The organism is Actinomadura sp. NPDC000600, assembly GCF_040492135.1.
GTDB lineage: Bacteria > Actinomycetota > Actinomycetes > Streptosporangiales > Streptosporangiaceae > Spirillospora.
In genome coordinates this window covers 14,780-40,727 of the sequence record NZ_JBEUPD010000024.1, presented here as the reverse complement: position 1 = coordinate 40,727, position 25,948 = coordinate 14,780, and the positions used below count along the sequence as shown (strand labels likewise).

Annotated in this window: 22 protein-coding genes; 5 read left to right on the top strand and 17 right to left on the bottom strand. The window is 69.4% G+C overall.

What is annotated here, in order from left to right:
- Nucleotides 1-347: 347 nt before the first annotated feature.
- The 16 genes from ABWI07_RS29460 to ABWI07_RS29385 all read right to left on the bottom strand — a co-directional run bounded on the left by ABWI07_RS29460 (nucleotide 348) and on the right by ABWI07_RS29385 (nucleotide 18,392).
- Nucleotides 348-1,127 (bottom strand): IclR family transcriptional regulator, encoded by a 780-nt coding sequence (locus ABWI07_RS29460; protein WP_353820484.1) that lies wholly within the window; start codon nucleotides 1,125-1,127, stop codon nucleotides 348-350.
- An 83-nt stretch (nucleotides 1,128-1,210) separates the two neighbouring features.
- The gene (locus tag ABWI07_RS29455) at nucleotides 1,211-2,356 is read right to left on the bottom strand and encodes an ABC transporter substrate-binding protein (RefSeq protein WP_353820483.1); all 1,146 of its coding nucleotides are present in this window, start codon (nucleotides 2,354-2,356) and stop codon (nucleotides 1,211-1,213) included.
- A 74-nt stretch (nucleotides 2,357-2,430) separates the two neighbouring features.
- On the bottom strand, nucleotides 2,431-3,288 hold the full coding sequence (locus ABWI07_RS29450) for an ABC transporter permease (protein WP_353820482.1): 858 nt from the start codon (nucleotides 3,286-3,288) through the stop codon (nucleotides 2,431-2,433).
- A gap of 3 nt (nucleotides 3,289-3,291) precedes the next feature.
- Nucleotides 3,292-4,083: an ABC transporter ATP-binding protein gene (locus ABWI07_RS29445; RefSeq protein ID WP_353820481.1), complete on the bottom strand. Its 792-nt coding sequence runs from the start codon at nucleotides 4,081-4,083 to the stop codon at nucleotides 3,292-3,294.
- A 103-nt stretch (nucleotides 4,084-4,186) separates the two neighbouring features.
- Nucleotides 4,187-5,269, bottom strand: a complete 1,083-nt coding sequence (locus tag ABWI07_RS29440) for a Gfo/Idh/MocA family protein (protein ID WP_353820480.1) — start codon at nucleotides 5,267-5,269, stop codon at nucleotides 4,187-4,189.
- Between the two features lie 16 nt (nucleotides 5,270-5,285).
- A complete protein-coding gene (locus ABWI07_RS29435) occupies nucleotides 5,286-6,047 on the bottom strand; it encodes an N-acyl homoserine lactonase family protein (protein WP_353820479.1) in 762 nt (253 codons plus the stop codon).
- A 22-nt stretch (nucleotides 6,048-6,069) separates the two neighbouring features.
- Nucleotides 6,070-7,362 (bottom strand): acetyl-CoA hydrolase/transferase family protein, encoded by a 1,293-nt coding sequence (locus ABWI07_RS29430; RefSeq protein ID WP_353820478.1) that lies wholly within the window; start codon nucleotides 7,360-7,362, stop codon nucleotides 6,070-6,072.
- Nucleotides 7,359-8,459, bottom strand: a complete 1,101-nt coding sequence (locus tag ABWI07_RS29425) for a 2-hydroxyacid dehydrogenase (RefSeq protein ID WP_353820477.1) — start codon at nucleotides 8,457-8,459, stop codon at nucleotides 7,359-7,361. Before ABWI07_RS29425 ends, ABWI07_RS29430 begins: the two co-directional genes overlap by 4 nt.
- Complete coding sequence (locus ABWI07_RS29420; RefSeq protein WP_353820476.1) at nucleotides 8,456-9,268, bottom strand: enoyl-CoA hydratase-related protein; 813 nt, start codon at nucleotides 9,266-9,268, stop codon at nucleotides 8,456-8,458. The genes ABWI07_RS29425 and ABWI07_RS29420 overlap by 4 nt, the downstream gene beginning before the upstream one ends.
- Nucleotides 9,261-10,814, bottom strand: a complete 1,554-nt coding sequence (locus tag ABWI07_RS29415) for an AMP-binding protein (RefSeq protein WP_353820475.1) — start codon at nucleotides 10,812-10,814, stop codon at nucleotides 9,261-9,263. The genes ABWI07_RS29420 and ABWI07_RS29415 overlap by 8 nt, the downstream gene beginning before the upstream one ends.
- A gap of 8 nt (nucleotides 10,815-10,822) precedes the next feature.
- Nucleotides 10,823-12,298: an aldehyde dehydrogenase family protein gene (locus ABWI07_RS29410; protein ID WP_353820474.1), complete on the bottom strand. Its 1,476-nt coding sequence runs from the start codon at nucleotides 12,296-12,298 to the stop codon at nucleotides 10,823-10,825.
- A 27-nt stretch (nucleotides 12,299-12,325) separates the two neighbouring features.
- The gene (locus tag ABWI07_RS29405; RefSeq protein WP_353820473.1) at nucleotides 12,326-13,147 is read right to left on the bottom strand and encodes an SDR family NAD(P)-dependent oxidoreductase; all 822 of its coding nucleotides are present in this window, start codon (nucleotides 13,145-13,147) and stop codon (nucleotides 12,326-12,328) included.
- Nucleotides 13,144-13,584 carry a Zn-ribbon domain-containing OB-fold protein gene (locus ABWI07_RS29400; protein WP_353820472.1) on the bottom strand — a complete coding sequence of 147 codons (441 nt, stop codon included), beginning with the start codon at nucleotides 13,582-13,584 and terminating at the stop codon, nucleotides 13,144-13,146. The genes ABWI07_RS29405 and ABWI07_RS29400 overlap by 4 nt, the downstream gene beginning before the upstream one ends.
- A complete protein-coding gene (locus ABWI07_RS29395) occupies nucleotides 13,581-14,765 on the bottom strand; it encodes a thiolase family protein (RefSeq protein WP_353820471.1) in 1,185 nt (394 codons plus the stop codon). The genes ABWI07_RS29400 and ABWI07_RS29395 overlap by 4 nt, the downstream gene beginning before the upstream one ends.
- A 2-nt stretch (nucleotides 14,766-14,767) precedes the next feature.
- Nucleotides 14,768-16,891, bottom strand: coding sequence for a CaiB/BaiF CoA transferase family protein (locus ABWI07_RS29390; RefSeq protein ID WP_353820470.1), 2,124 nt, complete (start codon nucleotides 16,889-16,891; stop codon nucleotides 14,768-14,770).
- An 844-nt stretch (nucleotides 16,892-17,735) separates the two neighbouring features.
- On the bottom strand, nucleotides 17,736-18,392 hold the full coding sequence (locus ABWI07_RS29385) for a hypothetical protein (RefSeq protein WP_353820469.1): 657 nt from the start codon (nucleotides 18,390-18,392) through the stop codon (nucleotides 17,736-17,738).
- 156 nt (nucleotides 18,393-18,548) lie between these two features.
- On the opposite strand from ABWI07_RS29385, the gene ABWI07_RS29380 reads away from it, so the two are divergent.
- The gene (locus tag ABWI07_RS29380; RefSeq protein ID WP_353820468.1) at nucleotides 18,549-19,460 is read left to right on the top strand and encodes a hypothetical protein; all 912 of its coding nucleotides are present in this window, start codon (nucleotides 18,549-18,551) and stop codon (nucleotides 19,458-19,460) included.
- A 160-nt stretch (nucleotides 19,461-19,620) separates the two neighbouring features.
- On the opposite strand, the gene ABWI07_RS29375 is transcribed toward ABWI07_RS29380, so the two are convergent.
- Nucleotides 19,621-21,000 carry an IS1380 family transposase gene (locus ABWI07_RS29375; protein ID WP_353820467.1) on the bottom strand — a complete coding sequence of 460 codons (1,380 nt, stop codon included), beginning with the start codon at nucleotides 20,998-21,000 and terminating at the stop codon, nucleotides 19,621-19,623.
- Nucleotides 21,001-21,574: 574 nt separating this feature from the next.
- Here ABWI07_RS29375 and ABWI07_RS29370 point away from each other — a divergent pair.
- From ABWI07_RS29370 to grpE, 4 genes are all read left to right on the top strand, one after another.
- Nucleotides 21,575-21,832, top strand: coding sequence for a sortase domain-containing protein (locus ABWI07_RS29370; RefSeq protein WP_353820466.1), 258 nt, complete (start codon nucleotides 21,575-21,577; stop codon nucleotides 21,830-21,832).
- A gap of 221 nt (nucleotides 21,833-22,053) precedes the next feature.
- A complete protein-coding gene (locus ABWI07_RS29365; protein WP_353820465.1) occupies nucleotides 22,054-24,087 on the top strand; it encodes an Hsp70 family protein in 2,034 nt (677 codons plus the stop codon).
- Nucleotides 24,084-25,430: a GTPase gene (locus tag ABWI07_RS29360; RefSeq protein ID WP_353820464.1), complete on the top strand. Its 1,347-nt coding sequence runs from the start codon at nucleotides 24,084-24,086 to the stop codon at nucleotides 25,428-25,430. Before ABWI07_RS29365 ends, ABWI07_RS29360 begins: the two co-directional genes overlap by 4 nt.
- Complete coding sequence (grpE, locus tag ABWI07_RS29355; RefSeq protein ID WP_353820463.1) at nucleotides 25,427-25,945, top strand: nucleotide exchange factor GrpE; 519 nt, start codon at nucleotides 25,427-25,429, stop codon at nucleotides 25,943-25,945. The genes ABWI07_RS29360 and grpE overlap by 4 nt, the downstream gene beginning before the upstream one ends.
- The last annotated feature ends 3 nt before the right edge of the window (nucleotides 25,946-25,948 follow it).

Below are 25,948 nucleotides of genomic sequence, written 5' to 3'. Positions count from 1 at the left end.
CACAGCAGACCAGTCGATCAAGGTCGATGGAAGTCGATCGGGGAGCCTCTCACCTGCGAAAACGCCCGGGGGAGTAGTGGCGGGTCCGGAAGAGTCCGACCACGGTGGCTCCTCGATCGGCTCACCGCGCCTCCTCCGGTCCAGATGGGTTCTACCGGGGGCAAGATCGGGGTTCGAGGCCTCTGACCTCGATGGACTGTGAGTGCTCGTCAACGTTCTATGGAGTTTCTGATGCGGCGTGCCAACTGCCGGGTTTCCTGTGACGACGCCGTTGGCCATCGGGGAGCGGCGGTTCGACAGCTTACTGATTCAAATCCGAGCTTTCGTGCCGAGTCCGCTCCTCTCGGTCAGGGGATCATCTGCTGGATTGCACCCGCCGCCCGGCGCAGCCTTGAGGCCAGCGGTGAGGTGGGGCTCATCTGGTCGCCTAGATCGACACCTGAGACGCTGAGGGACGCTACCGGCACCTGCCGCCGGGACAGGATGACCGCCGCGATCGCCTCGACACCCGGTACCGCCTCGCCTTTCGACATGCCGATGCCGTTCGCCGTACGGACGCCCTCCAGCACGGGGCCGAGCGCCTCACTGCGCTCGACCCCGATCGTCTCGACGAGTTGCTCGGGCGGGTAGTAGGCGAGCATGCTGCGCCCGGTTGCGGTGGTGTCCACGGGGAAGCTGTCTCCCGCACTGAGCACGAGATCGAGCGGCGTCTGGGGTGTCCAGATGCGCTCGATCACAGCGGAGACATCGCCGACCGCGATCGACAGGGTGGCCGTCCACGGCCGGCCCGCGATGTCCTTGGCCTGTAGTTCGACCATGTACGGCAGGGCCAGTCTGCGGACGCTGAGGTCATCGAGGTACCGATCGGCCAGCAGGATCGAGGCGGGGCCGAGCCGGAACAGGCCGCGCTCCTCGACCACCATCGACTGCTGGAGCAGCGACCGCAGCAACCGGTGGACCACCGTGCGGTCCAGGCCGCAACTCTGCGCTATCTCCTGGACCGACATCGGCATCGCCGCATCCCGCAACTGGTTCAGCACATCGAAGGCGCGGGTGACCGACTGCACGACCGACCTCCTCTTCTGAGGGGTTTCGCCGTCGAGCTGAACCATGGTGACGTCCTCCATGCGATCGATGACCTGCGGAAGCGTGCATTTCGTGCGGAATGCGCCTGTTATGTGCGCCCGGTCAGTCTAGACCTCCGGCGGCTTCATACGGGGGCCGACGAAGGTTTCCACCCGGTCGCCTTGAGCGCCTCATTGACGAATCTCATGTCGACCACCTCGTCGAAGGGGAACTCTGCGGCGTTCGCTCCGGTGATGAGGCCGTTGTCGAACCACGCCTTGAGGGAGTCCTGTGAAACGAGGGGAGAACCCCACGACTTCTGGACGAGGCCCCAGGCGTAGGTCCAGATTCGTTCGTCCAACTGGCTGAACCTGGTCTTGCGTAGCAGCGCCCCTGCCTCGGCGGGGTCCTCGACGAGCGACTGCATGGCGCGGACATCGGCACGCACGAGCGCCCGGTACAGTTCCGGGTTCGCATCGACGTCCTCGGCACGGGCCTGCATCGTCATGCCTTGGATGCGATCGCCGCCGGCGATCTCCCCCGTCTGGTTGAGGAGGAGCGGCACGGCCCCCATGTCGATGACGGCCTTCTCCGCCACGGGCGGAACCGCCACAAAGCCGTCGATCTGGTTGTTGGCGAGGGCGGCCAGCGAATTCGATGCGGTCTGCAGGGGCACGATTCGGGCGTCCTTCACCGGGTCGGCACCCGCCTGCTTGAGGGCGAGCCTGGTGCAGGCGTCGGTCTGGCTGCCCGGTGCTGTGATGCCGAACCGGGCGCCCTTCACCTTCCCGAGGGCGGCCCGGCGATCCCTCAGATCGCTGTCGGCGGTGACGCCGACCCGCTTGGCGAACGCCTTACTGACCACCAGCAGGCTCGGCATGCTGTTGGTGTGAGCGAGCAGTGTCTTGAGCCGCCGGCCCTTGCCGACCGCGGCCAGCAGTTCGCCGGGGGCCGAGAGGTTGACGTGCCCGGCCTTCGTCAGCAGTCCGGTGAGCGCGGCGGGACCGCCGCCGAGCAGCACCCGCTCGACGGTCAGGCCCTCCTTCTTGTAGAAGCCCTGGTCCTCGGCCAGGTAGGTGACCGCCCACAGAACCAGGGGGTCCTTCGCCGCATGGATCAGCTTGACGGTGTCGCGGCCGCCCTTGCCGTCGGCGGAGCCGGCGCCGCAGGCGGACAGAAGCGGGGCGCCCGCTGCGGCCGCGCCCGCGACGGCGGCGTATCGGAGCAGTCCGCGACGAGACATGTGCGAGGTCGGAGGCGTCTGGGTGTTCGGGTGGATTGAATTCGGCATCGTGTTTCCTTTCCAGGACAGGGCAATCGGGGTGGACGCCCTGGAAGGTGGTGGTTGGAGAGGTGACCCGCGGGTCACGCCTCGGCGGGCCGCCAGCGGAGTGCGCGACGCTCGACGAGGCTGACGATCCATGTGAGTGCCAGGCCGAGAATGGTGGTGATCAGCAGGCTCGCGAACGAGCCCGCTGTGTCGTACTGGTTGGCGGTGACCGAGATCAGGTAGCCGAGCCCCTCGTTCGAGGTGAACATCTCGGCGATCACGGCTCCGATGAGCGCGAAGGGCACCGACATCCGCAGCCCGGCGAACACCCATACGAGTGCGGAGGGCACCAGGACACGGCGTACCGTGTCGAGCCGGGAGGCGCCCATCACTTTCAGCACGTCGATCAGATCGCGGTCGACGTCGCGCGCCCCGGCGAGCGTGTTCATGAACACCGGGAAGAACACCAGGGTCGCGGTGAAGATGGCCTTGGTCTCCACGCCGATGCCGAACCACAGGATGAACAGCGGGACGAGAGCGACTCGTGGAATGGAATTGAGCGCGACGAAGAACGGGTCGAAGATCCGGGCGATCAGTCGGCTGACTCCGAAGAGGAGACCGATGAGGATGCCCGCACCCGCACCGACCGCGAAGCCGGCCGCCGCTTCCAGCAGGGTCGCCTGCACGGCGGGCAGCAGTTGGCCGTTGTCCATGAAACGCGCCAGGGCGGACCAGACGGCGCTCGGGCTGCTGATCCAGAAGTCGGAGATCACCCGGCCGCTGGCCAGTTCCCAGCCGGTCAGCCCGAGGACCACCAGGGCCAGCCGTGAGACCGCCACCGTCACGGTCTCACGGCGGCGGGCCCGGATGCTGGGGTCGGTCAGGAAGACCTCATCCACTGCGGCCGCCGGGACCGCCCGTGCATCGCCCTTGTTCACTGCCGTCTCGTTCATCGTTCAGACCTCCTGCCCCTGGCGGATGTCGTCGCGCAGTGCGGACCACAGCCGGTCGAAGTAGTCGCCGAAGCCCGGAGCGAAGCGGATGCTGAAGACGTCTCGCGGACGCGGCAGGTCGATGCGTTCGACGGCCTTGATCCGGCCGGGGCGAGTGGACATCACGATCACGCGATCGGCGATGGAGATGGCCTCGGTGAGATCGTGCGTGACGAACATCAGCGTCTTGCCCGTGCCCTCCCACGTGCGCAGCAACTCGGCCTGGAGCACGAGCTTGAGTTGGGCGTCCAGTGCGCCGAAAGGCTCGTCCATGAGCAGCATGTCGGGCTCGTACACCAGTGAGCGGGCCAGTTGCGCGCGCTTCCGCATACCGCCGGAGAGCTCGCCGGGGTAGTGCTTCTCGAAACCTGTCAGGCCCACGACTTCGAGGTGGTGGGAGATGCGTTCGCGGCGCTCCTGCTTGGTGAGGCGCGGCCTGTCACCAAGACTCAACGGCAGCGCGACGTTGTCCTCCACGGTGCGCCATGGCAGCAGGTTGTCCCGCTGCGTGATGTAGCTGACCTGGGTGTTGACGCCGTTCAGAGGCTTGCCGCGGTACCGGATCTCTCCGGTGCCGGGCTTCATCAGCCCAGCGCTCAGGTTGAGCAGCGTCGACTTGCCGCAGCCGCTGGGGCCGACGATGGCCAGAAGCTCGCCCTCCGCCACCTCGGCCGTCACGTGTGCCAGGGCGTGGACCTGCTTGTTGTCCTTGTAGAAGACCTTGGAGAGGTCCCGATACTCGACTATCGGGGTCATACGCACCGTCCGGTCGTTCGTTTCGGCATGGAGGGCGGACCTGCGATCCGCTGTGCGCATTGCGCTTATCCTGTGCGGAAGTTGGTTTAGTATGTGCGCTGAATCACGGCGCTGTCAACGCTTCCGCAGTGATTACAGCCAGTAGTTCATGCAGTTGAACGGCGACATTGAAGTCGGGTAGCGGCGTCAGTGCGTGCCCTGTACGAATGGCGTCGGCGAGCGCTGCGTACGCGGACGCGACGTTGTGCCCGGGATGGTTCGCAGGCAACGGTGACGCGTATGGCAGGTCTCCCCGAGGCTGCAGGACGTCTCGGTCACGCGATCCGAGTGGGGTGACCTCGAGCGTGAGCTGACCGAACTGGGGCTGGCTTGTCGAGGACAGGCGCATCAGTCCCTCGGTGCCGAGTATCTCCAGCTCGAAGGACTCGTTCGGGCCGGTATGGGAGAACTGGGCGACTACGACGACGCCCGCGTAGTTCAGCAGCGCGGCGACGTTGTCGGGGGAGTCGCGTGGAAGCCGCTCTCCCGTGTCCACCAAGAACTCCGGTACCGCCGACCACATCCGCGCGGCGCTCACTCGTGCCGGGCCGAGCACGGTGCCGAGCATGTCGAGCGTATGGCCGGCGTGGATGCTGAGCACGTTCGCGGCCACCGAACGATGCCGTAGATGAGCCCGGTGGGCTGGCCGGGGCAGGAGCCCCAACGGTAGATAGACCCGGAGGTTGGCCGTCAGCGGCCGGCCGATCCGGCCCGCGGCCAGTGCCTGCGCCGCGGTGCGCAGGTGCGGCGAGAACCGGCCCTGCAGGCCCGTCACGTGCACCCGGCCCGGACGGCTCGCCGACAAAGCGGTGAGCTTGGCCGCTTGCGGGACGTCGACGGCCAGCGGCCATTCGCAGTAGACGTGCTTGCCCGCTGTGATCGCGGCTTCGACGATCTCCGCGTGCCGCGGCACTCGGACGGTGACCGCGATGATGTCCACGGCAGGGTCGTCCAGGACCCGGTCGAGTTCGTGTGTCGCCTCGACCTGCCACCGCTCCGCGGCTAGGGCGGCCGACTCCGGCGTGGAGGTCACCACCCGGCGCAGCCGCAGGCCGTCGAGCGCCGTGATGGCCGGTATGTGCGCGGTACCGCTCCAGTGGTCGGCCCCGGCGCCGACCACGGCGACGCCCAGTTCAGATGAGCTCATCGATGTCTCCAGAAGATCAGGTGTAGTAGTCCGGCGCGTGCCGAAGCGCCGCCTGCTGGTCGAGGTCGTGCTGCACCCACAGGGCCGCGCCCTCCTCGGCGAGCAGGTCCGCGGCCAGGTCGAAGCTGCGCCGGGTCTCGCCTGGGTCGCAGTTGTGGCGGGGCACCACGCGTCCCGTCCAGTTGTCCAGGCTGTGCACGAGGTCGCCGGAGATGAGCACGGGACCGGTGTCGGGCAGCCGGACGAGCAGGGACTGGCCGCCCGGTGTGTGCCCCGGGAGACGTTTCACCAGCACCGAGCCGTCGCCGAACACATCGTGGTCTCCGTGCAGCAGGGTGGTGGCGCGGCTCCTCAACGACTCGTAGGTGTCGCGGTCGAAGCCGAAGTCGCCTGGTGCGTCACCGAACGCGGCGGCGTGCTCATCGTGCTGGACGAGCAGTGTGGCGTTCGTGAACAGTCCCGCATTACCGACGTGGTCGGGATGGAAGTGCGACAAGGCCAGATAATCGATGCGGTCGGCGGGGTGGCCGATCGCCGCCAGTTGCCGCTCCAACGGTTCCCGCACATGGAAGACAGCGATGTCCGGGATGGTGCGGCCTTCGGGCACATCTGCCAGTTCGCCGGGGAGCCCGGTGTCCCAGACCAGTGTCCCTCGCGGGTGGACGATGAGGTAGCAGGTGTCTGACAGCCACCGCCGGACCCCTGGACCGGCATCGGGCTGGAACACGGCCCAGTCCAAGATCTCGATCCGGCCGCCGTCGAGCACGTAGAGTTTCACGGTTCTCCTTCGCATCTGCGCGTCATCGGTAACCCGCCACTTGGTCGAGCGCTTGGCGGTGCAGCGCCTCCCTGTCCTCCGGATGGGCGATGCCGATCAGTCGGCGCACCCGTTCGCCGATGGGACGGCCGCGGAGCCGGGCGACCCCGTACTCGGTGACCACCAGGTCGGCGTCGGCACGAGCGGTCGTCACCACGCCGGACTCGATCCGCGACACGATCCGGGCGCGCCCCCTGCCGGTGCGGGAGGGCAGCGCGATGATCGACCGGCCGCCCTCCGAACTCAGCGCGCCGCGGACGAAATCGCCTTGGCCGCCGATCGTGCCGACGTAGGCGGTACCGGCGACCTCGGCGGCGACCTGGCCGGTGAGGTCGACTTCCAACGCGGAGTTGATCGCGGTGAAGCGGGGCAGCCGAGCCAGCACGGCCTGGTCATGCGTGTGGGTCACCGGGTCCACGCGCAGCCGCTCGTTGCCGTGGGCGAAGTCGAACAGCCTCCTCGTACCGATCAGCCCGCCGGTCACGCTCACGCCCCGGTCGATCGGCTTGAGGGCGTTGGTGACCGCGCCCGACCCGACGAGGTCGACGACGGCGTCACCGATGACCCCGCTGTGCAGCCCCAGGTCGCGCTTCGCGGCCAACAGCCGGGCGACGGCGTTCGGGGCGGCGCCGATGCCGAGTTGAACGGTCGCTCCGTCTTCGACCAGGTCGGCCACGTACTGCGCGATCTTCTCGTCGGTCGGCGACGGTGGCCGCGAGGGTACCTCGACCAAAGGCCGACTGGTGCGGACGACGGCGTCGATGCGCTCGCGGTCGACCGGATGCCGGGAGTGCGTCCACGGCGCCTGGTCATTGACCTCGGCCAATACCGTCCGTGCCCGTTCGGCTGCGGCCGTCACGTACCCGCTCGCCGGGCCGAGGCTGAACCGCCCCCGTTCGTTCTCGGCGAGTTGCGCGATGACCACGTCCACCGTCAGCACTCCCGAGGCGATCAGCCGCGGGAGATCGGACAGGTGGCACGGCAGGATGTCGGCGACCCCCGCCGCGCACAGCGCCCGGTTGCTGCCGACGGCCCCCGGTGTGAGGAACGAGATCACGTCGGCGTGCTCAGGCCGGACGACATCGGCATAGCCGGCGCCGCCGAACAGGACGGTGAAACCGCCTATGTCGTGTCGCTGTTCGAGCAGCCGCTCGATGAGCGGTAGCGGTTCCCCGACGCCCTGCGTCCACAGCACGGTGTCGCCGCGCCGGACGAATCGCGTGAAGTCCAGCTCGAAGAACTCCACCGTCCGCGGCTTGCCGGCGAACGTCGTCATGACCCGACCTCCACGCGTCCGTGCACTGGACTACCCCCGGACCGGACACTGCGGATGTTGTCGAAGATCTGGCCGACCTCGTCCAGGACGTCCAACCGGGAACCGCCCGCGATGTGCGGTGTCAGCACGACGTTGTCGAGCGCGCAGAACCTGTCGTCGGCGGGACGGGGCTCCGCCCGGTGGACGTCGAGGCCGGCCCCGCCCAGCCTGCCGGCCGCCAGCGCGTCGTACAGCGCGTCCTCGTCGACCAGCCGGCCGCGGCTGGTGTTGATCAGCAGCGCGCCGGGGCGCATCGCGTCGATCTCGGCACGGCCGATCAGCGGCTCGCCCGCAGTGGCACCGGGCGCGTGCAGGCTGACGATGTCGGCTCCGGCGAGTACGTCGCCGATCGGCAGATGCCGCGCGCCCAGTTCGGTCTGGCGTTCGGCGGGCGGCCGGGTGGCTCCGCAGTAGAGCAGCCGCATGCCGAATGCCCGCGCCCGTTCGGCGACGAGCAGCCCGACTTCACCGAGCCCGATGATGCCGAGCGTGCGTCCGGTGAGCCCGCCGAGCCCGGTGAGCCCCGCCCAGTTGTAGGCGACGTCGCCGGGGCGGCCGGCGGTCCGCCCGGCGCGCACCGCGCGGTCGGCGGTCGGTAGTCGTTTGACCAGCGCGAGCATCAGCAGCAGAGCATGCTCGGCGGTGCGCTCAAGGCTGGGGCGCGGCAGACAGGACACCTGCACGCCGTGTTCGCGTGCGGCGACCAGGTCGATGCCGTCGTCCCGCGCCCCGAGCCGCTGCACGAACCGCAACCGCGGGCTGCTTTCGAGCAGCCGCCGGTCGACCCGGCCGCGCCGCAGGAGCAGGACCGTGCAGTCGGCGGGCGATGACGCGACCGTCACACCGTCGGCAGGTCCCACACCGGCGCGCAGGGAGCGCAGCACGGACGGATCGGGGACCTCGGGCGCGAAGAACCCGGCCAGATCCGCCCAGTCCCGATCGCTGCGTGCGGTGAGCAGCCGCCGCGCCATATCCAGCACATGGTCGTCGTCGAGAAAGCCGACGCATACCGTGGTGGAGGCGGGTGCGGTGCCACCGGCGGGCAGGGGCTCGATCACCCCATCGCTCCGCGGAAGTCCGGCTTGCGCTTGGCGCGCCACGCGTTGCCTCCCTCCTTCGACTCCTCGGTGCCGAAGTACAGCGCCAGGGCCTGGAAGGCGAGCTGCCCGATGCCGCGGATGTTCTCGCTGTCGGCGTTGAACGACCGCTTGGCCAGGGCCAGGGCGGTCGGGCTCAGGTCGTTGATCTCCCGGCACCACCGGTCGACCTCGTCGTCCAGCAGGTCGTCGGGCACAACGTGGTTGATCAGCCCCATGTCCAGGGCCTCGCGCGCGGGGTACTTGCGGCACAGGTACCAGAACTCGCGCGCCTTCTTCTCGCCCACGATCCGCGCCAGGAAGGCGGTGCCGAAGCCGGGGTCGACCGAGCCCACCTTGGGACCCGCCTGCCCGAACACGGCGCTCTCACCGGCGATCGCCAGGTCGCACACGGTAACGATCACATTGCCGCTGCCGACCGCGTATCCGCGCACCTTCGCGATGACCGGCTTGGGCACGTCCCGGATCGCGCTGTGCATCTCCTCGACCGGAATGCCCACCGAACCCCGTCCGGCGCCGACCCGATCGGACTTCTTCTCGGCGGAGTCGCCGCCGACGGCGAACGCGCGGTCTCCCGCGCCGGTCAGCACGATGACACCGATGTCACGGTTCCAGCCCGCGCGCAGCACCGCGTCGGTGACCTCGGCGTAGGTCTGCCCGCGGAACGCGTTGAGCCGGTCCGGACGGTTGAACGTGATCGTCGCGACGTGGTCCTTCTCCTGGTAGAGGATGTCCTCGTAGACGGGCTCGGTACTGATGCGGTCACTCATGGCGGGTGCTCCTTCGGTCAGCGGTTCGCGGCGCGGAGAGCGTCGCGTGCAGTTCGGACTTGAGGACCTTGCCGTAGGCGTTCTTGGGCAGTTCTGAGAGGAAGTGGTAGCGGCGGGGGCGTTTGAACCGGGCGATGTGCTCCTGGCAGTGCCGATCCAGCCGCCGACCGAGGTCGCCGTCGAGCTCGACGCCCTTTTCCGGGACGACGAACGCCACGACCAGCTCGCCCCACTCGGCGTCCGGTACACCGACGACCGCGGCTTCGGCGACCGCTTCGTGCATGACCAGGGTGTCCTCGACCTCGCGCGGGTAGATGTTCGAGCCGCCCGATATGACCAGCTCTTTCGAGCGGCCCTCGAGTGTGAGGTAGCCGTCCTCGTCCAGCCGGCCGAGATCTCCGGTGCGCAGCCACCCGTCGCGCAAGGCCCGTGCGGTGGCCTCCGGATCGCGCCAGTACCCCGCCATGACCGTGGCGCCCTTGACCTCGACCTCGCCGATCCGTCCCGGGGGGACCGGCCGGCCGTCCGGGGCGCACACCCGCACGCGCACCGCGCTCTGTGCGGTGCCGACTCCGGCCAGCCGCTGCGAATACCGCGGATGCCCGGTGTGCTGGTGGTCGCTCCTGGACAGCGCGGTGATGGTCATCGGCGACTCGCCCTGGCCGTAGATCTGCACGAAGCGCTGCCCGAGGACCGACAGCGCGTCCCGGATGTCGGCCAGGTACATCGGCCCGCCACCGTAGATCACGGTCTTGAGGCCCTCACCGGTCCCGCCGCGCGACCGGGCGGCCTCCACCAGCCGCCGTACCATCGTGGGCGCCGCGAACAGCGACACCTCGCCGGTGGCGGCGGCCAGGGTGAGAACCTCGCCGGCGTCGAAACGGCCGCCGGCCGGGAACACGTGCCGCGATCCCATCCGGGTGTGGACGAGTCCGTACAGCCCGGCGCCGTGAGAGATCGGAGCGGCGTAGAGCACCGCCTCGCCCGGACCGACCGCATCGACGTCGGCCAGATGGCACAACGACATCGCGATCAGGTTGGCGTTGGTGAGCATGACGCCCTTGGGCCGCCCGGTGGTGCCGGAGGTGTAGAACAGCCACGCGACGTCGTCCATCTCCCGCTCCGCCGGTTCGCCTGGCCGCGGCGCCGTCCGCAGTGCGAGCCGGTCCACGCTCACGACCGCCGGGGCGTGCGTGTGCGGGGCGGCCATGGCCGGGGTCTGCGCGTCGGTGAACACCAGCGAGGCCTCGGAGTCGTCGACGATGACGGAGACCTCGGCGGGTGCGAGCTTGCGGTTGATCGGCACGGCGATCGCACCGCACCACCAGATGCCGTAGAGGCACTCCAGGTAGCGAGGGGAGTTGGCGAGATAGAGCCCGACCCGGTCGCCCGGCCGGATGCCGTGTTCGTCGACGAGCCAGCGCGCGACCGACGCGGCCGCTGCGGCGAATCCCGCGTAGTCGGAGACCACCCGCTCGCCGCTGACCAGTGCCGGTGCGTCCGGCATCCGCCGCGCCGTCGCGGCGAGCCACTCTGCGATGTTCATCCGGCCGCCTAACGCAGCAGGATCTGGACGGTCTTGAGCTCCTGGAACTCCTCCAGGCCCACCGTCCCGAACTCGCGTCCGGTACCGCTGTCCTTGTAACCGCCGTGCGGCATGTCGTCCAGGCCGGCGGTGTTGTAGCAGTTGACGAACATCTTGCCCGTGCGCACGGACTTGGCCACCCGGATGGCCCGGTCGATCGACCGGGTCCAGACCCCGCCGGCCAGGCCATAGGCGCTGTCGTTGGCCAGCGCGATCGCCTCCTGCTCCGTCTCGAACGGGATCACCGACAGGACGGGGCCGAAGATCTCCTCCTGCGCGAGCCGCGAGGAGTTGTCCACGCCGTCGAACACGGTCGGTTCCACGAAGTGCCCGCGCTCCAGCGCGGGGTCGCTCGGTGCGCCGCCACCGGTGACCAGCTTGGCCTCGGCGCGCCCGACCTCGATGTAGTCGAGCACGCGCCGGTGCTGCTGCTCGCTGATCAAGGGGCCCATGGTCGTGGCGGGGTCGCGGGGGTTTCCGAGGACCTGCGCCGCCGCGTGCTCGGTCAGTGCGGCGAGGAACTCGTCGTGGACGTCGCGGTGCAGCAGCAGCCTGCTTCCAGCCGAGCACTGCTGCCCGCTGTTGAAGGTGAACGCGCCGATCGCGTTGCGCGCCGCGTCCTCGATCGGCGCGTCCGGGAACACGATGTTGGCCGACTTGCCGCCGAGTTCGAGCGCCACCCGCTTGGTGTTGACGGCGGCGGCGCGCATCACGGACCGGCCGCTGGTCGTCGAGCCGGTGAAGGCGATCTTGTCGACGCCGGTCGACGCCGCGAGGTACTGGCCGACCACCGCGCCCCGTTCCTGCTGCGAGGTCACCACGTTGAACACGCCGTCGGGAAGGCCCGCCTCCGTGAGGCACCGCGCGACCAGCAGGGTGGGTCCGGGGCACAGGTGCGAGGGCTTGGCGATGACGGTGCAGCCGGCGGCCAGCGCGGGCGCGAGCTTGCACACCACGCCGAGCAGCGGGAAGTTCCAGGCGGTGATGAGCGCCGCGACGCCGACCGGCTCACGCAGGATCAGGCCGAGCGCCTGCGGGTTGCGCTCGCTGACCGCCGATCCTTCCGCCGACAGCGCCAGCCCCGCGTAGTACTCGAGGCAGCGTGCCGCGGCGGCCACTTCGCCGAGTGCCAGCGTGACCGGCTTGCCGGATTCGAGCACCATCCGCATGGCGACGTTCTCGGCGTCGGCGGTCAGCAGCCGGGCGGCCTCGCTCAGCACCTCGTACCGGCGGCGGCTCGGGCTCGAAGGCCAGGTCCCGCCGTCGAACTCACGCCGTGCGACCTCGACCGCCCGGGCGGCGTCGGCCTCCCCACCGTCGGCGAATCGGCCGACGAGCGTGCCGTCGAAAGGGCTGCGGCTGTCGAAGCGTGCTCCGGACGCGGCCGGGTACGGCTTTCCATCGAGCCACAGGGCGAATTCCTCGGGTGCGTTCTCTGCGCCCATGATGTTCTCCTTCGTCGCGTCCGTGGATCAGGTGTGGGTGAGGCCGCCGTCGCAGGCGATGGTCTGGCCCGTGATGAAGCCGGCCGCCGGCGTGCACAGGAACAGCGCGAGGCCGACGAGGTCCATCGGCACCTCCTCGCGCGGGATGCACTGGCCGGCGATGAGGTTGGCCTTGCCTTCGGCCGTGACCGTCTCGCGCGGCACCTCGGTGAACGTGCCACCGGGCTGGATGGCGTTGACCGTGATGCCGGACGCGCCGAGTTCCCTGGCCAGCGAGTTGGTCATGCCGATGAGCGCCGCCTTGGACGTCACGTAGTGCAGGTAGTTCCTGACACCCAGCGGGACGGCGCCGGACATGATGTTGACGATGCGGCCCCAGCCGGCGGCGCGCATGTGCGGGGCGACGGCACGGGCGCACAGGAACGAGCCGGTGATGTTGACGCGGAGTACGGTGTCCCATTCCTCCAGCGGGATGTCCTCGAACGGACGCATGGTCAGGCTGGAGAAGATCGCAGCATTGTTGATCAGTGCGTCGATCCGGCCGAACTCGCCGACCACCGTGTCGGTGAGAGCGGCCACCGACGCGGAGTCGGCGACGTCGGTGGGTACGGCGAGCGCCGTACCTCCGGCCTGCTCGATCTCCGCTGCGACCCGGCGGGACGAATCGTCGTTGACCTCGGCGATCACGGTCAGCGCCCCGGCGGCGGCGAACTCGCGAGCGTACTCGCGGCCGATCCCCTGTCCGGCTCCGGTGATCACGATCACTCGGTCACGGACGTCGAAGTTCCGTCCGTAGGAGATCACGGACTCCTCCGCCGTGGCGGCCTCTGTTGTGACGGTCGGGTTCATGCGTGCTCCTCGTCGTGAGATGGGTGTGGTTCCGGCGTCCACTGGCAGAGGCGCCGGGGGCCGGCCGGGGTGGAGACGTCTTCGTGGACCGCCCGCAACGGCATGTCGTGTCTGAGGTCGCGGACGCTCGCGCCGACGAGGTTGCCGACCAGGAGCGGACCTTCGGACGTGCGGACGACCACGACCACGTAGGGGACCGGGATCTCGGGGAAGTACTGCCGGTGGAAGACCGTCCAGGAGAGAAGCGATCCGCGCCCGGACAGCGGCTCCCAGGCGTGCTCACTGTCGAGGCATTCCGGGCAGACGGGCGCCGGTGGGTAGCGGAACTCGCCGCACCCGGCACACCGTTGCAGGCGCAGTTCGCCTTCGGCGGCGTAATGCCAGTAGGGCTTGTCGTACAGGCTCTGCTGCGGGGCGGGACGACGTGCGGCGGTCATGCGTCCGCCCTCCGGTAGATCAGCGAGGTGACCTTGCCCGCGACATCGGAGATGTACTGGGCGGTCACGGCATCGGGGGTCTGGGCGTCTCCGGCGTCGCCGCGCAATTGGCGCACGCACTCGACCTGGTGCCCCCAGCCCTGCATGTAGCTCCCGGACAGATGGCCTCCGGAGGTGTTCACCGGCAGGCGTCCGCCCGGTGCCAGGTCGCCGGAGGCCAACAGCCGGCCGACCTCACCGTCGGCACAGAATCCGAACCCTTCAAGTGCCAGCGGGACGTGGACGCTGAAACTGTCGTAGATCTGCAGGACGTTGACGTCGGAGGGCCCGATCCCGGCCATGCCGTACACCTGTTCGGCGGCTTGCCGTTGTGCCGGCCGGTAGAAGTGCTCCAGCCGGGGACGCAGGCTCGTCGCGCCTCGGTTGTGGTCGCTGCGACCGATTCCGCTGAGCAGCACCGCGGGCCGGCCCAGCCGCCGGGCGCGTTCGGCGGTCGTGACGATGAGGGCGACCCCGCCGTCGTTGACCAGGCAGTAGTCGTAGAGCCGCAACGGCTCGCAGATGTAGCGCGCCGCCAGGTACTCCTCGATGCTCAGCGGCTTGCGCATGACCGCGTTGGGGCTGAGGCGCGCGAAGCTCCGCTGCGCGACGGCGACCGCGCCGAGATCGCGTTCGGTCAGCCCGACCGTGGCGAGGTAACGATTGGCCAGCAGAGCGTACAGCGCACCCTGGGAGGTGAGCCCCCACGGGGCGTAGTAGGTGTAGGCGAGGTGGCGGTCACCGCCCATGGCATTACGGCCTCCGTACGCGGTGCCGGCTGTCCGCTGGTCGTTGCCGTAGACGAGCGCCACGCATTCGGCGACCCCGGAGTGGATCGCCATGGCGGCCTTGAGCACGGCTTGGACGGCGTCCGCCTGGTCCGCCCAGCGCACATCCATGCCGAGCACCTCGCCCAGACGTTCGCCGGCCAGCGTCGGCCCCGCAACGAGACCGTCGATGTCGTGGCGCGCCAGTCCGGCATCGCGCAGTGCGCGGCGAAAGGCAATCGACGCATGGCCGTAGGCGTCCTGGTGCCGCTCTCCTCGCCGGGCGCGGGTGTAGTCGGACGGGTAGTCGGTCTCACCGACGCCCACAATGGCGACCGTGTCCCGCAGCCGGGCGAGCCGATCGAGATCGGGCATGGTCAGGACTCCCTTCGGGTGAAGGACCTAGTGCGCCGGACCCGGCCGTCAGGGCCGGACTCCAGGCCGAACTCGGCGGACAGGCGAGGGTCCAGCCGCCCCAGCCTCGGCATCGCGCTGGACACGGCCGCCGGGGTGGACAGCAAGCGCATCGGCGAGCCCAGCACCGTCCAGGAGTCCCCGTCGCCGGTGGGCCTGTCCACGATCAGCCCGCGTGCCGCTGTATGCGGGTGGGCGAGCACGTCGCGCACGGTCAGGACCGGCGTGCGGGCTCCGTCCTCGTCCAGTACGAAGCCGTCCTTCGTCTGCTCGATGTGTGCTTGCACACCGGTTGTCGCGTTCCAGTTCCAGTGGGTCGCCCACGCCGACCCGTCCTGCATCGCCAGATCGAGCGTCGCGCCGGAGCCTGTATGGGAATCGCGGCCCTCAAGCGCGGCGAGTACACCCAGCAGCCCGAAGAGGCCTCCGAGCTGATCGGAGATCGAGATCCCGGCCTTGGTGGGGACACCGTCGACGAGCGTGGTGCTCATCACCCCCGAGGCCGCCTGCACAACCGTGTCCAGTGCTGGGCGCCCCGGGTACACCGTGTGGTGGCCGAACCCGTTGATCGAGCAGTAGATCAATCGCGGCAGCGCCGCCCGGACGGCAGCGGGCCCGAAGCCCAGGCGGTCCAGCGAACCGGGCTTGAGGTTCTCGATCAGGACGTCGGCCGAACGCAGCACGTCCCAGAGGACCTGCCGGTCCTCCTCCTCGCGCAGATCCAGGACAAGACCTCGTTTGTCGGTGTTGAGCAGCGCGAAGACATAGGCCTGGCCGTCGGGACGCAGCGGCGCGTTGTGCCGGTTGGAGTCGCCCCGCGGCGGTTCAATCTTGATCACGTCCGCGCCCAGCGCGCCGAGCTGCTTGCCCGCCAGCGGACCGACGGTGTTCATGCCGATCTCGACCACTCGGACACCGTCCAGCGGGCGTGCCGCGGACGGCGCGTCGCCGGTGACACGGTCCATGGAGGGAGTGCGCGAGGCGGCCAGCCTCAGCACGGCCGCACGGTCGGCATCGGGCAAGGGGATCTGTGCGTCCGGTGTCGGATCCATCCGTACCGGCGGTCCCGGCACGAGCACCCGCCGCCCCGTTTCCGGGTCGGTCATCAAGTGCACCATGCCGCGGTGGCGCAGATTGGGCTCATCGGCGAGTTCCCCGACCGGGACCACCGGGCTGCTCGGAATCACCGCCCGGGTCAGCGTGTTCACGCAATCCGCGACGGACCGCTCACCTGTCCATGCGCCGACCACCTCATCGACCGCATCGGCCTGCTCCATCCGGCTGGTCGTCGTCGCGAACCGGGTGTCACGCACCAGTTCCGGGCGGCCGATCACTTCGCACAAGCGAGACCACTGGTCGTCCGTCGGTGCGCAGATCAACACCCAGCCGTCATCGGCCCGGTAGGAGTTCCACGGTGACAGCGTCGGATGCCGGTTGCCGTTGCGGGTGGCCGTACGCCCCGAGAACGGGAGCGGCAGGAACGCGGCGAGCGCGTTGACCCCCACGTCGTAGAGTGCGATGTCGATCCGTTGGCCGAAGCCGTGGAGTCGCCGGACACGGAGAGCCGCGATGATCGAGGCCGCCGCATAGACCGCGGACTCCAGCTCCAGCAGCGGAGCGCCGGCCAGCACGGGCGGACCGTCCGGCCGGCCGGTGGTCTCGGCGATCCCGGAAATCGCCTGGACCATTGCCTCCGAACCCGCCCGCCCCGCCAGTGGACCGTCATGTCCGAACGCCGTGGTGTCGCAGATGATCTGCCGCTCCGGACGTGCCGCCTCCCACAACGCAAGGTCGTCGTCGCCCACGTCAGTGGACAACAGAACGACGTCGGCGACAGCAAGCACAGAGCCGAGCAGGGCACGGTCCTCGGGCGACCTTCGATCGATCGTCATGCTGCGCTTGCCCGTGGCGGTCACGGCTCTGTCACGCCACTTGTGCTGGGCGCTGGGGCGAGGGGATTCGGTGAGAACCACGTCCGCTCCAAGCTGAGCAAGCATGCCACCACAGGCTGCGACCGCGACGCGGTCCCCGATCTCCACCACCAGGAGGTCTCCCAGTGGCCCGGAGGGCGGTGGTATGGATGTCATCTCCACTCCTGTGCGCATTGCGCCTATGTAGTGCGTGTTGCGCAGAGAGTACTGCGATACTGCACGCAGGTCCATACCTTCAGGGGAGGGAGTACTCGCCCGCGACTGGGACCGCGGCGCGGAAGGCAGGGCCACGGCATCGGCGGTGCGCCGATGGCTGCTGGCGGCCTCTGCGGAGCAGCTCACCCGCTCCGAGTGGACGCGGCCCGCAGCAAGCTCGGACCAGCCGTCGGCGCCGCCGCGTTGGCCGCCGAGGTGGTGGCCGACCCGCTGTCTGACCTTGATGACGACCTGGGCGGCCCTCTCGAGCCTGACCGTCACCACCAGGCCGCCGCGCTCATGCCGACGGCCCGCACGCTTTCCACATTTCGAGAGCGTTGAACCCGCCGTACGGGCGCGGTCCCGCTGATGCTCTTCTGGCCCTCGCGGGATGGCACGACTGCCCGCGAACTGCGCTGACCTCCCTTTTTCGCCTCGTGGAGCAAGGCACCTCGGTGGAGGAGGCCTTCAAGATTGTCCACCTCGCCCCGCCCGTCGCGGGACGACTGGTATCGGGGGCCCGGGGAATCCGCAACCGATCGTGCCGACCGCTCGTCGACCACGTGGAGATGTACCCCCTACGGGGTTCGGATTGGAGGGCGGGAGGACTTCGCTGACGTAGGACGACGGTGGCGCTAATGACGTGATCTCCACTTGGAGATCGCACAAGGTCGGCCGATTCGGTTGGCCCGAACTTTGGCGCCGGGATAGCCGCCGCGGGCCAGCACAAGCCTGGGACCGCTGGGCCGGGCCAAGGCAGGTGCCAGACTGTGGCAACGGTTTCATCAAATATCGAGCGGTGCCCTTACCTGGAGGGAATCGCCAGAAGCGCCCAGGCCACCTCCTCAGTTTCCTTGTAGGCGATCGCCAATGGCCTGTAGTGAGCGGGGTCGATGAGGCCGGGACCATCGCGAATGATCTCAGTGTGGAGGTAATCGGAGGTGATCAGCGCGAACTCGGTGTTTTCCCGCTCGACGAGAGCCTTGAACTGCGGGGCGTCCAGGAGCCGGAAGGCGTGCGTGACAGCTCTGCCAGCAACACCATGAGTGTCTAGGAGAAGATAGCCGGCGTGGATGACGCAACGTAGCCGGAGGCGGGCTCTTGGGTCGGCGTTCTGGTTGTGGCGGCGGATGCCGGCACTCAGGTAGCCGACAAAGAGTTCGAGGAGCAACTCAGCACTGACATCGGCGGGCGGGATCAGCAGGATCCCATCCCCTCGATCTTCATGGTGGCTGGCGTCCCAGGGCAGGCCGACCTTGGCACAGGTCGCCTGAACAATACGGTAAAGGGCTGTACGCATCTGGATCTGCGCTCCTGTGGAGGCGCGCCCGGCGGCGACGATGTCAACGGCGATGATGGACCGATGCATGACCGAGCGGCCAGGCCCGGAAGACCTCGCAGACCTGGCAGCAGCGGACAAGATGGCGTGGGCAAGGCGTCGCGCGATGCTGTAGGTGTTCACGACTGTCCCCTCTGTGGTGTGGCCAGCGGTACGACCTATTGAGCGACCGGTGAGCCAGGCATGCCACCTTTACCGGTCCACACGAAGTGGGCCGGGTCCACCGGAGGTGGAGACACCGCCTTCCGGTGGCCAACATTCCCGATTACCCTGTTGTAAGTGAACATGCCCTGGCACGGCCGTACGCCGCCGACGACGTGTGAATCCGGCTCTTGGCCCTACAGCGCGGATCCAGCTGTGTTTGAGGCCCGCCGGGCGGTGGGCCAGATGGTTAGGACGATCAGCGCGCTCGAGAGTCAAGGCGAATCTCCGAGTCCGGCCGTTCTCTCCTACATAGCCGCGACGGATGCCATCTCGAAAGCGCTGCGTGAAGACGTACTGCCCGAGCTTGTCGCCGAGGCGCGCGCTCATGGTGTCGGGTGGGCTGAGATCGGCAAGTCTCTCGGAGTTCGTGACACGGCCGCCCAGAAGAGATTCGGAAAAGGACCTACACAGGACTCCGCGCGAAGCGAACTCGCCGAGGAAGAGAGAAGCGTCGTCCACCTGTCCAACGAGCTCCTTTCATGGGAGCCGCGGGGTGAGGACGCCTTACTGATGGCCGAGATCAGGGAAGAATTGGAAGGCACCACGGCAGCGGATCGCGTTAAGTACGCATTCGCATTGATCCGTGGTTCCTATGCTTCTTTCAAGAAGGCTGAGGGCCACCTGAAGCTTCCGGAGCAGGAAAGGGACGAAGACGCATTTATTGGCCTGCTCTACGACGCGCAACAGAAGCTTATGAATCTGGTGCAGACGCTGGTCGCCGACTCGGCGCAATGGGAAGCCATCGCCGATTGGGCAGAAGTGCCCAAGACTCCTGATGCGTCGCACTATTACGCCCCGGCTACCTACATGTTCTATGCGTTTCGGCAGGTGATGCTCGCTTGTAACTACAGCATGCGAGCGGTGGGCACGCCCGGACTCGACCCCAACGAGCGTATGCGACTCTTTGCGACCGCCAACCAGATCCTAGAGGTCACGATGCTCGTTTTTAGCCGGTCCGATGTCCAATCGGCCCTTCCCCGCGGCTAGCCTCGATTTTTCGTGAGGTCGGTTGGGTCGCGGAGCGACCCAGCCGACTCTTGGCTTTCGGCGGCGGGTCAGCCGTTGGGCCCGACTGTCGCGTCGGGTGGGCGGGGTTCCACGGGCCCGGGGGTCTCCTTCCTGGTGTTGATGGGGAGGTTCATGCTGGTCAGGGCGCCGGGAGCATCTGCAGGCGCCTGATCGCCGAGGCGATCAGACCGCTCCAGGGCCAGTGGCGGGCCAGCCGGAGCCGGAGCCGTCTGCCGCCCCGCGCCAGGCGCGCGGCGGCCGAGAAGACCCGCAGACGCAGCCGTTTGGGTTCCCAGCGGCGGGCCGGATGATCAGCGAAGGCGAGCATCTGGGCCCAGGCGGTCAGGTCCGCGGCCAGCGCCACGAGTTCGAGCCAGACCTGGTTGGCCGCGAAGCTGTGCAGGGGCAGGTTGCGCAGGCCGGTGTCCTTGGCGCAGCGGATGCGGTCCTCGCAGCGGGCGCGGCGGCGGTGGCGCAGCTCCAGGTCGGCGAGTTGCCCGTGCTTGCCTCCGGGCCGGGTGCCGGTGACAAAGCAGGTGAAGCGGTGCCCGTCGACGTCGGTGAACCGCAGTTGGGCGCCGGGGTGGGGGCGTTCGCGGCGGACGATGACCCGCATCCCCTTCGGCCAGGACGACAGGTCCAGCATCCCGGTCAGCTCGGCCACCCACGCGCCCCGGCGGGGCTGGCGGTCGGCGTCGTAGGCGCACTGCCACACGTGTTCGGGCAGGGCGAGGATGGCGGCGCAGATGTCGTCGGTGAGGTTGAATCCGATCGAGTACTTGACGCGGCGGGCGGTGACCCAGTCCAGGAACTCGTGGGTGCCGCCACCCGAGTCGGTGCGGATGATGACTTGTTTGTGCAGGCGGGTCGGGATCTGGTTGAGGGCCAGGTGCCCCGCGGTGATGTGGTCGGCGGCGGTGTTGGACCCGGCGTTGCCCGGCCGCAGCACCAGCGCGGCGGCCTCACCGGTCCCGCCCGCACTGTGGTCGATGAACGCCGTCATCGGATGAAACCCGAAGGTGCGCTTCCACGTCGGGGCCGCATTCTCCTTCTCCGAGTGCGCGAGCACGATCGTGGCGTCCAGATCCACCGGGATCAGGCCCCCGCCCGTCCCGGGAGCGCGCTCGCCGGCCAGTTCCCAGACCCGCTCGCGAGCCGCCGCCCGGGCCCTGCGGATCGCCCGCAACGCCTGCGGGCTGGCCTGGGCCAGGGTGGTGACCAGGCGCGACACCGTCGGATCGGACGGCGCCGGCCCGAACAGCTCCGGCTCGGCCCGCAGGACCGCGATATCGGACAGGCAGTCCCCGCCCAGCGCCAGCATCACCGCCAGGTCCGCGACGATTTTGCCCGGATCGTGGGTCGCCCGCGGCCTGCGCCACCGCTCCAACCCGGCGGAAAGTGCCTGGTCGAGCCCGGTCGCACGGAGCGTCTGGGCAAGCAGCACCCCACCGGCATGACCGACGATCCCGGCCCCGTCCGAAGACACCGCGAGCTTGGCGGGGCGACCTGTAGTCTTCACTCGAAAAGTGCTTTCGGACTGGTGCGGACAGGACTCTCGACAAGCCCTATCCTCCCAGCTCGGGAGCACTTTTCTTGTCTAAATGGTCACTCTCGACCCGCCGTCCGGTGAAAGCCCGAGGCTAGCCCGACCGTCGTGTCCTGGGAATGCCGCGGCGGCGGCCAGCGGGCTCGAAAACCGGGTTAGTTCTGCGCAGTGGGCTTAGATCAGAGTCATGACGGCACCGCACCGGGCAGGTGAACATGGTTGTCCGGCGTGCCAGGCGGACTGTGGATGCCCAGCAGGGAGCAACTCGGCTTGTTGCTGGTCTCGGCGTGGAGGTGCTGCGGCCAGGAGGTGTCTTGGCGGTCATCACCACGGCCTGTGACTAGGCCGGGCGCTGAAGCGCCCCCGGGTTCGGTAGAGGCCCATGTTGAAGCTGTGACCTGCGGTTCTGTGTGGTTCTGGCGGGACGGCTCCGTCCAGGTGCCGCGGGCCGACCGTCCCGGCGAGGCGGGCCGGTACGAGGGTGGCGCCGCCCCGGGAGAGCGGCGCGGCCGTAAGGCTCGGCCGCGTCGACTCTGCGAAGGGCGCCGTGGTCTTCTATGAACTGGAATGGCTGCGGCCGGGGCACCGAATCGAGATGGCGCGCGCGGGCGGCAGGACCGCCGTGTTCACCGCCGAGTCCGTGGAACGGGTCGCGAAGGAAAAGTTCCCCACCCGGCGCGTCTATGGCCCGCTCGACCACGCGGGGCTCAGGCTGGTCACCTGCGGCGGCCCGTTCGACGAGAGCAGGCATGCCTACCGCGACAACGTCAGCGTCTACGCCGCGCAGACGGCGGTCATTCCATGAGGACAACCGGCCGTCGCCGACCCCGACGCACGAGTTGACGCCGAGCGGGCGAATCGGCCGCTGTCGGTCACCGTCATTTTGACAGGCCTTGCCGAGCATTTCCGTGGCCTAGAATCAGGCTTAGATGCTTTGATCTCCCGGGCTCGCATGATGGCTCCCCCCGGGCGGATTCGTTCTATGCGCGGCCGGGGCCGCGCATCGCATGCGGGGGAGCGTTGCAGGTGATCGCCTCGATCGACTTCGGAGCGTCGTCTACCAAGGCCGCCATTCTCGACTCGGCGGGCGGGCCGCCGGAGAGCGTCCTGTTCGGGGACGCGGCGGAATTCCCCACCGCGGTCTACCTCACCGGCAAAGGCGAGGTCTTGGTGGGCACCCGGGCCATCAGATCCCAGGGCCGCAATCCGCTCCGGCTCGGCACCGAACTCAAACAGCGAGTCAATCACGCCGTGGCCGGCGGGTCGTCCGGGCTGGTGCTGCGGCTCGGAAACGGCGAGTTGCCGCTGGTCGACGGCATGGCCGCCGTTCTCCGCCACGCTTTGGAGGGTATCCGCGGGCGGGCCGCCGGGCTTCCCGGGCAGCTTGTGCTGACGCACCCGGTGACCTGGGGCGACGGCCAGCGCGCCCTGCTCCGCGAGGCCGCCGGACAGGCCGGCGTTCGGTCCGTCCTACACCTGGTGAACGAGCCGGAGGCGGCGATCCGGCACGTGCTCGCGGAGCTGGACGGCGACCTGCCCGCCCCGGTGGCGGTGCTGGACGTCGGGGCGTCGACGTCCGACCTGGCCGTGCTGACCAGGCGCGACGACGGGCGGCTGGTCCCGCTGTTCCAGGACGGGGCGCAGGCCGGCGGGGACGACCTCGACGCCGCGGTTCTCGACCATGTGGCCGGCCAGCTGTCCGCGAGCGACGTTCAGGTGTTCACGAGACTCCGGGAGGAGCATCCCTACGAGGTATGGGAGGTCGCTCGGCAGACCAAGCACGAACTGTCCGCGTTACCGCTGAGCGGTTTCTCCGTCGAATTCGAAGGGATGCCTGACGTACCGATCCGGCGGGAGGGATTCCAGGCTGCGACGGAAGATGTCGTCGAGGAATGCCTGGCGCCGCTGGAACACGCCATCGAGGTTCTGCGCGGGACGGACCCGGTCCGCAGCGTCGTACTGTCGGGCGGGACCTCGCTGGTCCCGGCGGTGCGCGAGGAGGCCAAGCGCCTTGCCCGGACGGCGGACGCTGAATTCCTCTGGATCGCCGACACGGACCGGAGCGCCGTGACGTCCGCGGTCGCGCTCGGCGCGGTGCGTACGGTGCCGCCGTACGAGATACGGATGACGAGCGAGCCGGTATTCACCCTGCCGGACGACGCGAACATCCCGATGGGGCCGCCCGTCGTGGCGACCAAGAACGGATACGCCTGCCGGTCGGGAACACGGCGAATCATGACCTATCTGCCGGGACCGGCGACTGAACGGCTGAGCCTCGTCGTCGGGAACCTCACTGGATACCTGTGGAGCCTCGCGTACGACGCGACGACCAGGACGCTGATCAGCGGGACCGACGACGGCCTGGTCGAGACCTGGAAAGTCGGGCCCGGCGGGGAACTGGAGCGCGAAGGATACGTCGGGCGGGTCTTGTCCCTCTTCGGCTTCTCGCGGGACCAGGGCGTCGTCGCGCTGGCCCTGCGCCGTAACTGGGCCGCCTGGTGCGAGAGGCGTCACACGGGCGCCATCTACCAGCGGCGGGACGGCAGGTGGGTCAGAAGGGCCGCCCTCCGGACCACCGCCCCGACTAGCGGGATGGCGTTCACCGACTCGCCCCACCGCCTGGTGGCGTGGGGCGGTGGGCACCTCACGCTGTTCGAGCCGGAGGACGGAAGGCGCCTGTGCTCGGTCAGCTTCGATTCCGACAAGGACGACTTCGCCGTCGACCCGCTGCACGGCCGCGTCTACGTCGCGGGCGGCGGGACGCTGACCTGCTACCGAGTGTCGACGAGGGGTCTGAGTGTCGCCTTCGAGGTCCCGCTCCCGTCGTCCAGCCTGGTGGAGACGGGCAGGTCGGCGGGCGGCCGGGAGGCGGTGCTCGCCTACGACCCGGAGGAGTCGGCGTTCATCGCGGTCGACGGTTTGACCGGTGCTGTGCTCGCCCGCAGCGCTAGCGCGCCGGCGGGCTGCACCGCCATGGTGCGGCCCGTCCACAACGGGCTGTTCCCGGTCCTGGCCGACTCCAAGCTGTTCCGCGTGGCACTGGAGAGGAAGGACGCGTGACCGCGAGTCCGGGCGCCGCCGCGCCGCGGGGCGATGTCGTCGCGGCTCTGGGCGAGCTTTGCCTGCGGCTGGAGCGAAGGCTGGAGTTCCGCAACGAAACGGTCCTGCTCGACGCCGCGAGGCAGTGTCGCGAGCCGCTGCGGGTCGCGGTCATCGGCGACGTGTCCACGGGCAAGTCGACGCTGGTGAACGCCCTCCTGGCGGCGAAGGTCGCCAAGACCAGGCGCATGGAGACCACTGCTCGGGTGACGTGGTACCGGCGGTCGGACGCGGCCGCTCCACCCGATCTAGGCCCGGTGCACCGGACCGCCACCCTCGACCGCGCTTTCACCGCGCACTACACCCTCGTCGACACGCCGGGCATGAACACCCCGTCGCAATGGGCCCTGGCCACCACCGAGATGCTCGCCGCCGACTCTCCCACCGCAGGTGCCGCCGCCGCGCTGATCTTCCTGATGCGTGACGCGATCGTCTGGAAGGAGGCGCGGGAGCGCATCGGGCGGTTCCTGAGGCTGACCGGGGGCGCCTTCGCAGACAAGGGGAACGTCATCGTCGTCGGGGCCAAGGCCGACGCCGTCCCTGGCGCCTCCGCCGCGGAGGTGGAGGCCGATCTGGCCGCGGACACCGGGCTGCCGCCGGAGCGGGTGGCCGCGGTCAACCAGCGGCTGGCCGAGTCCGCCAGGTGCGGGCTGCTGGCGGACCGGCACCTGCGCACCCTGCGGGAGATCGCCGCCGACGAGTCGATGCTCGCCCTCTCCGCCGCAGGACGCGGCCCTGCGGCGCTGAGGAACCTTTGGACCGCACACGGCCGCGACCCCGCCGACGTCCACGACCTCCACGACGTGCTGGGCACCCTCAACTGGGTGGGCCCGGCCCTGCCGGACCTGGTGGCCAACTGCCGCACGGTGGCGGAACTGGCAGGCGGTCTGGACGGGCTGTCGCGAGTTCCCCGGCTGGAGGCCCTCCTCCACGACGTCCGGGAGGACGCCGAACTGTTCACCACCCGTACCGTCGTGCGGCGGCTGGAGCGGTTCGCGGCGCACTGCGGTCCGGAGCGCGCCGCGATCGTCCGCCGGGAACTGGCCGGGCTGGTGGAACGGCCGGAGTACCGGCGGCTCGACCGGCGTGCTGCGGCGTTGGCGCTGGAGGGGACGGCCATGTCCTACGTCCCGCGGTCCGATCGGGACGCCGCCGCGCGGCTGCTGCGCGGCGAGATCCCGGCCACGGCGGAGATGGGGCGGCGCTGGCGGGGCATCGCGCGGCGTCCCGGGCGTCCGAGCAGGCTTCGCCGGGTCGCCGAGACGGTCGCCGAGGCCGCGCTCGACGGGAAGGCCGTCCGATGAACCCACCCGACCAGACCTGGAGGCGAGAAGTGCGGGAGAGCCCCAAGAAGGCCCGGTGGTGGCACCGCCTGACACGGAGCGCGCGGCGCACGGAGGAAGCCACGGCCCCGTGGCCACCCGAGCCCGCCGCCGGGTCAGCCGAGTCGGCCGCGCGCCCGGCGAAGCCGGCCGCGCGCCCGGCGGAACCCGATGGGGGCGGGCCGCAAGCCCGGCCGCCGGGACTGGACGCCGAGGTGGCGCTCGCGGTGCTGGCGGTCGCGGACCGGCTGACCAGCCCCGATCTGCGCCGCCGGCTGGCGGAGGCCGTCAGCCCCCTGCCGGGCGCCGTGCTCATCGTCCCCAGGGGCGGCACCCGGTTCGACCCGGACGTGCACGAGTGGGTGTCCAGCAGGCCGCCCCCGCAGGACGACCTGCGGGAGACGGTCGCCGAGACCGTCCACGCCGGGCTCGCCGATCACACCGGGCGGCTGCTGCGGCCGGCCCGCGTCGTCGTCTACGACCTTGCCGAGGAGTGAGCG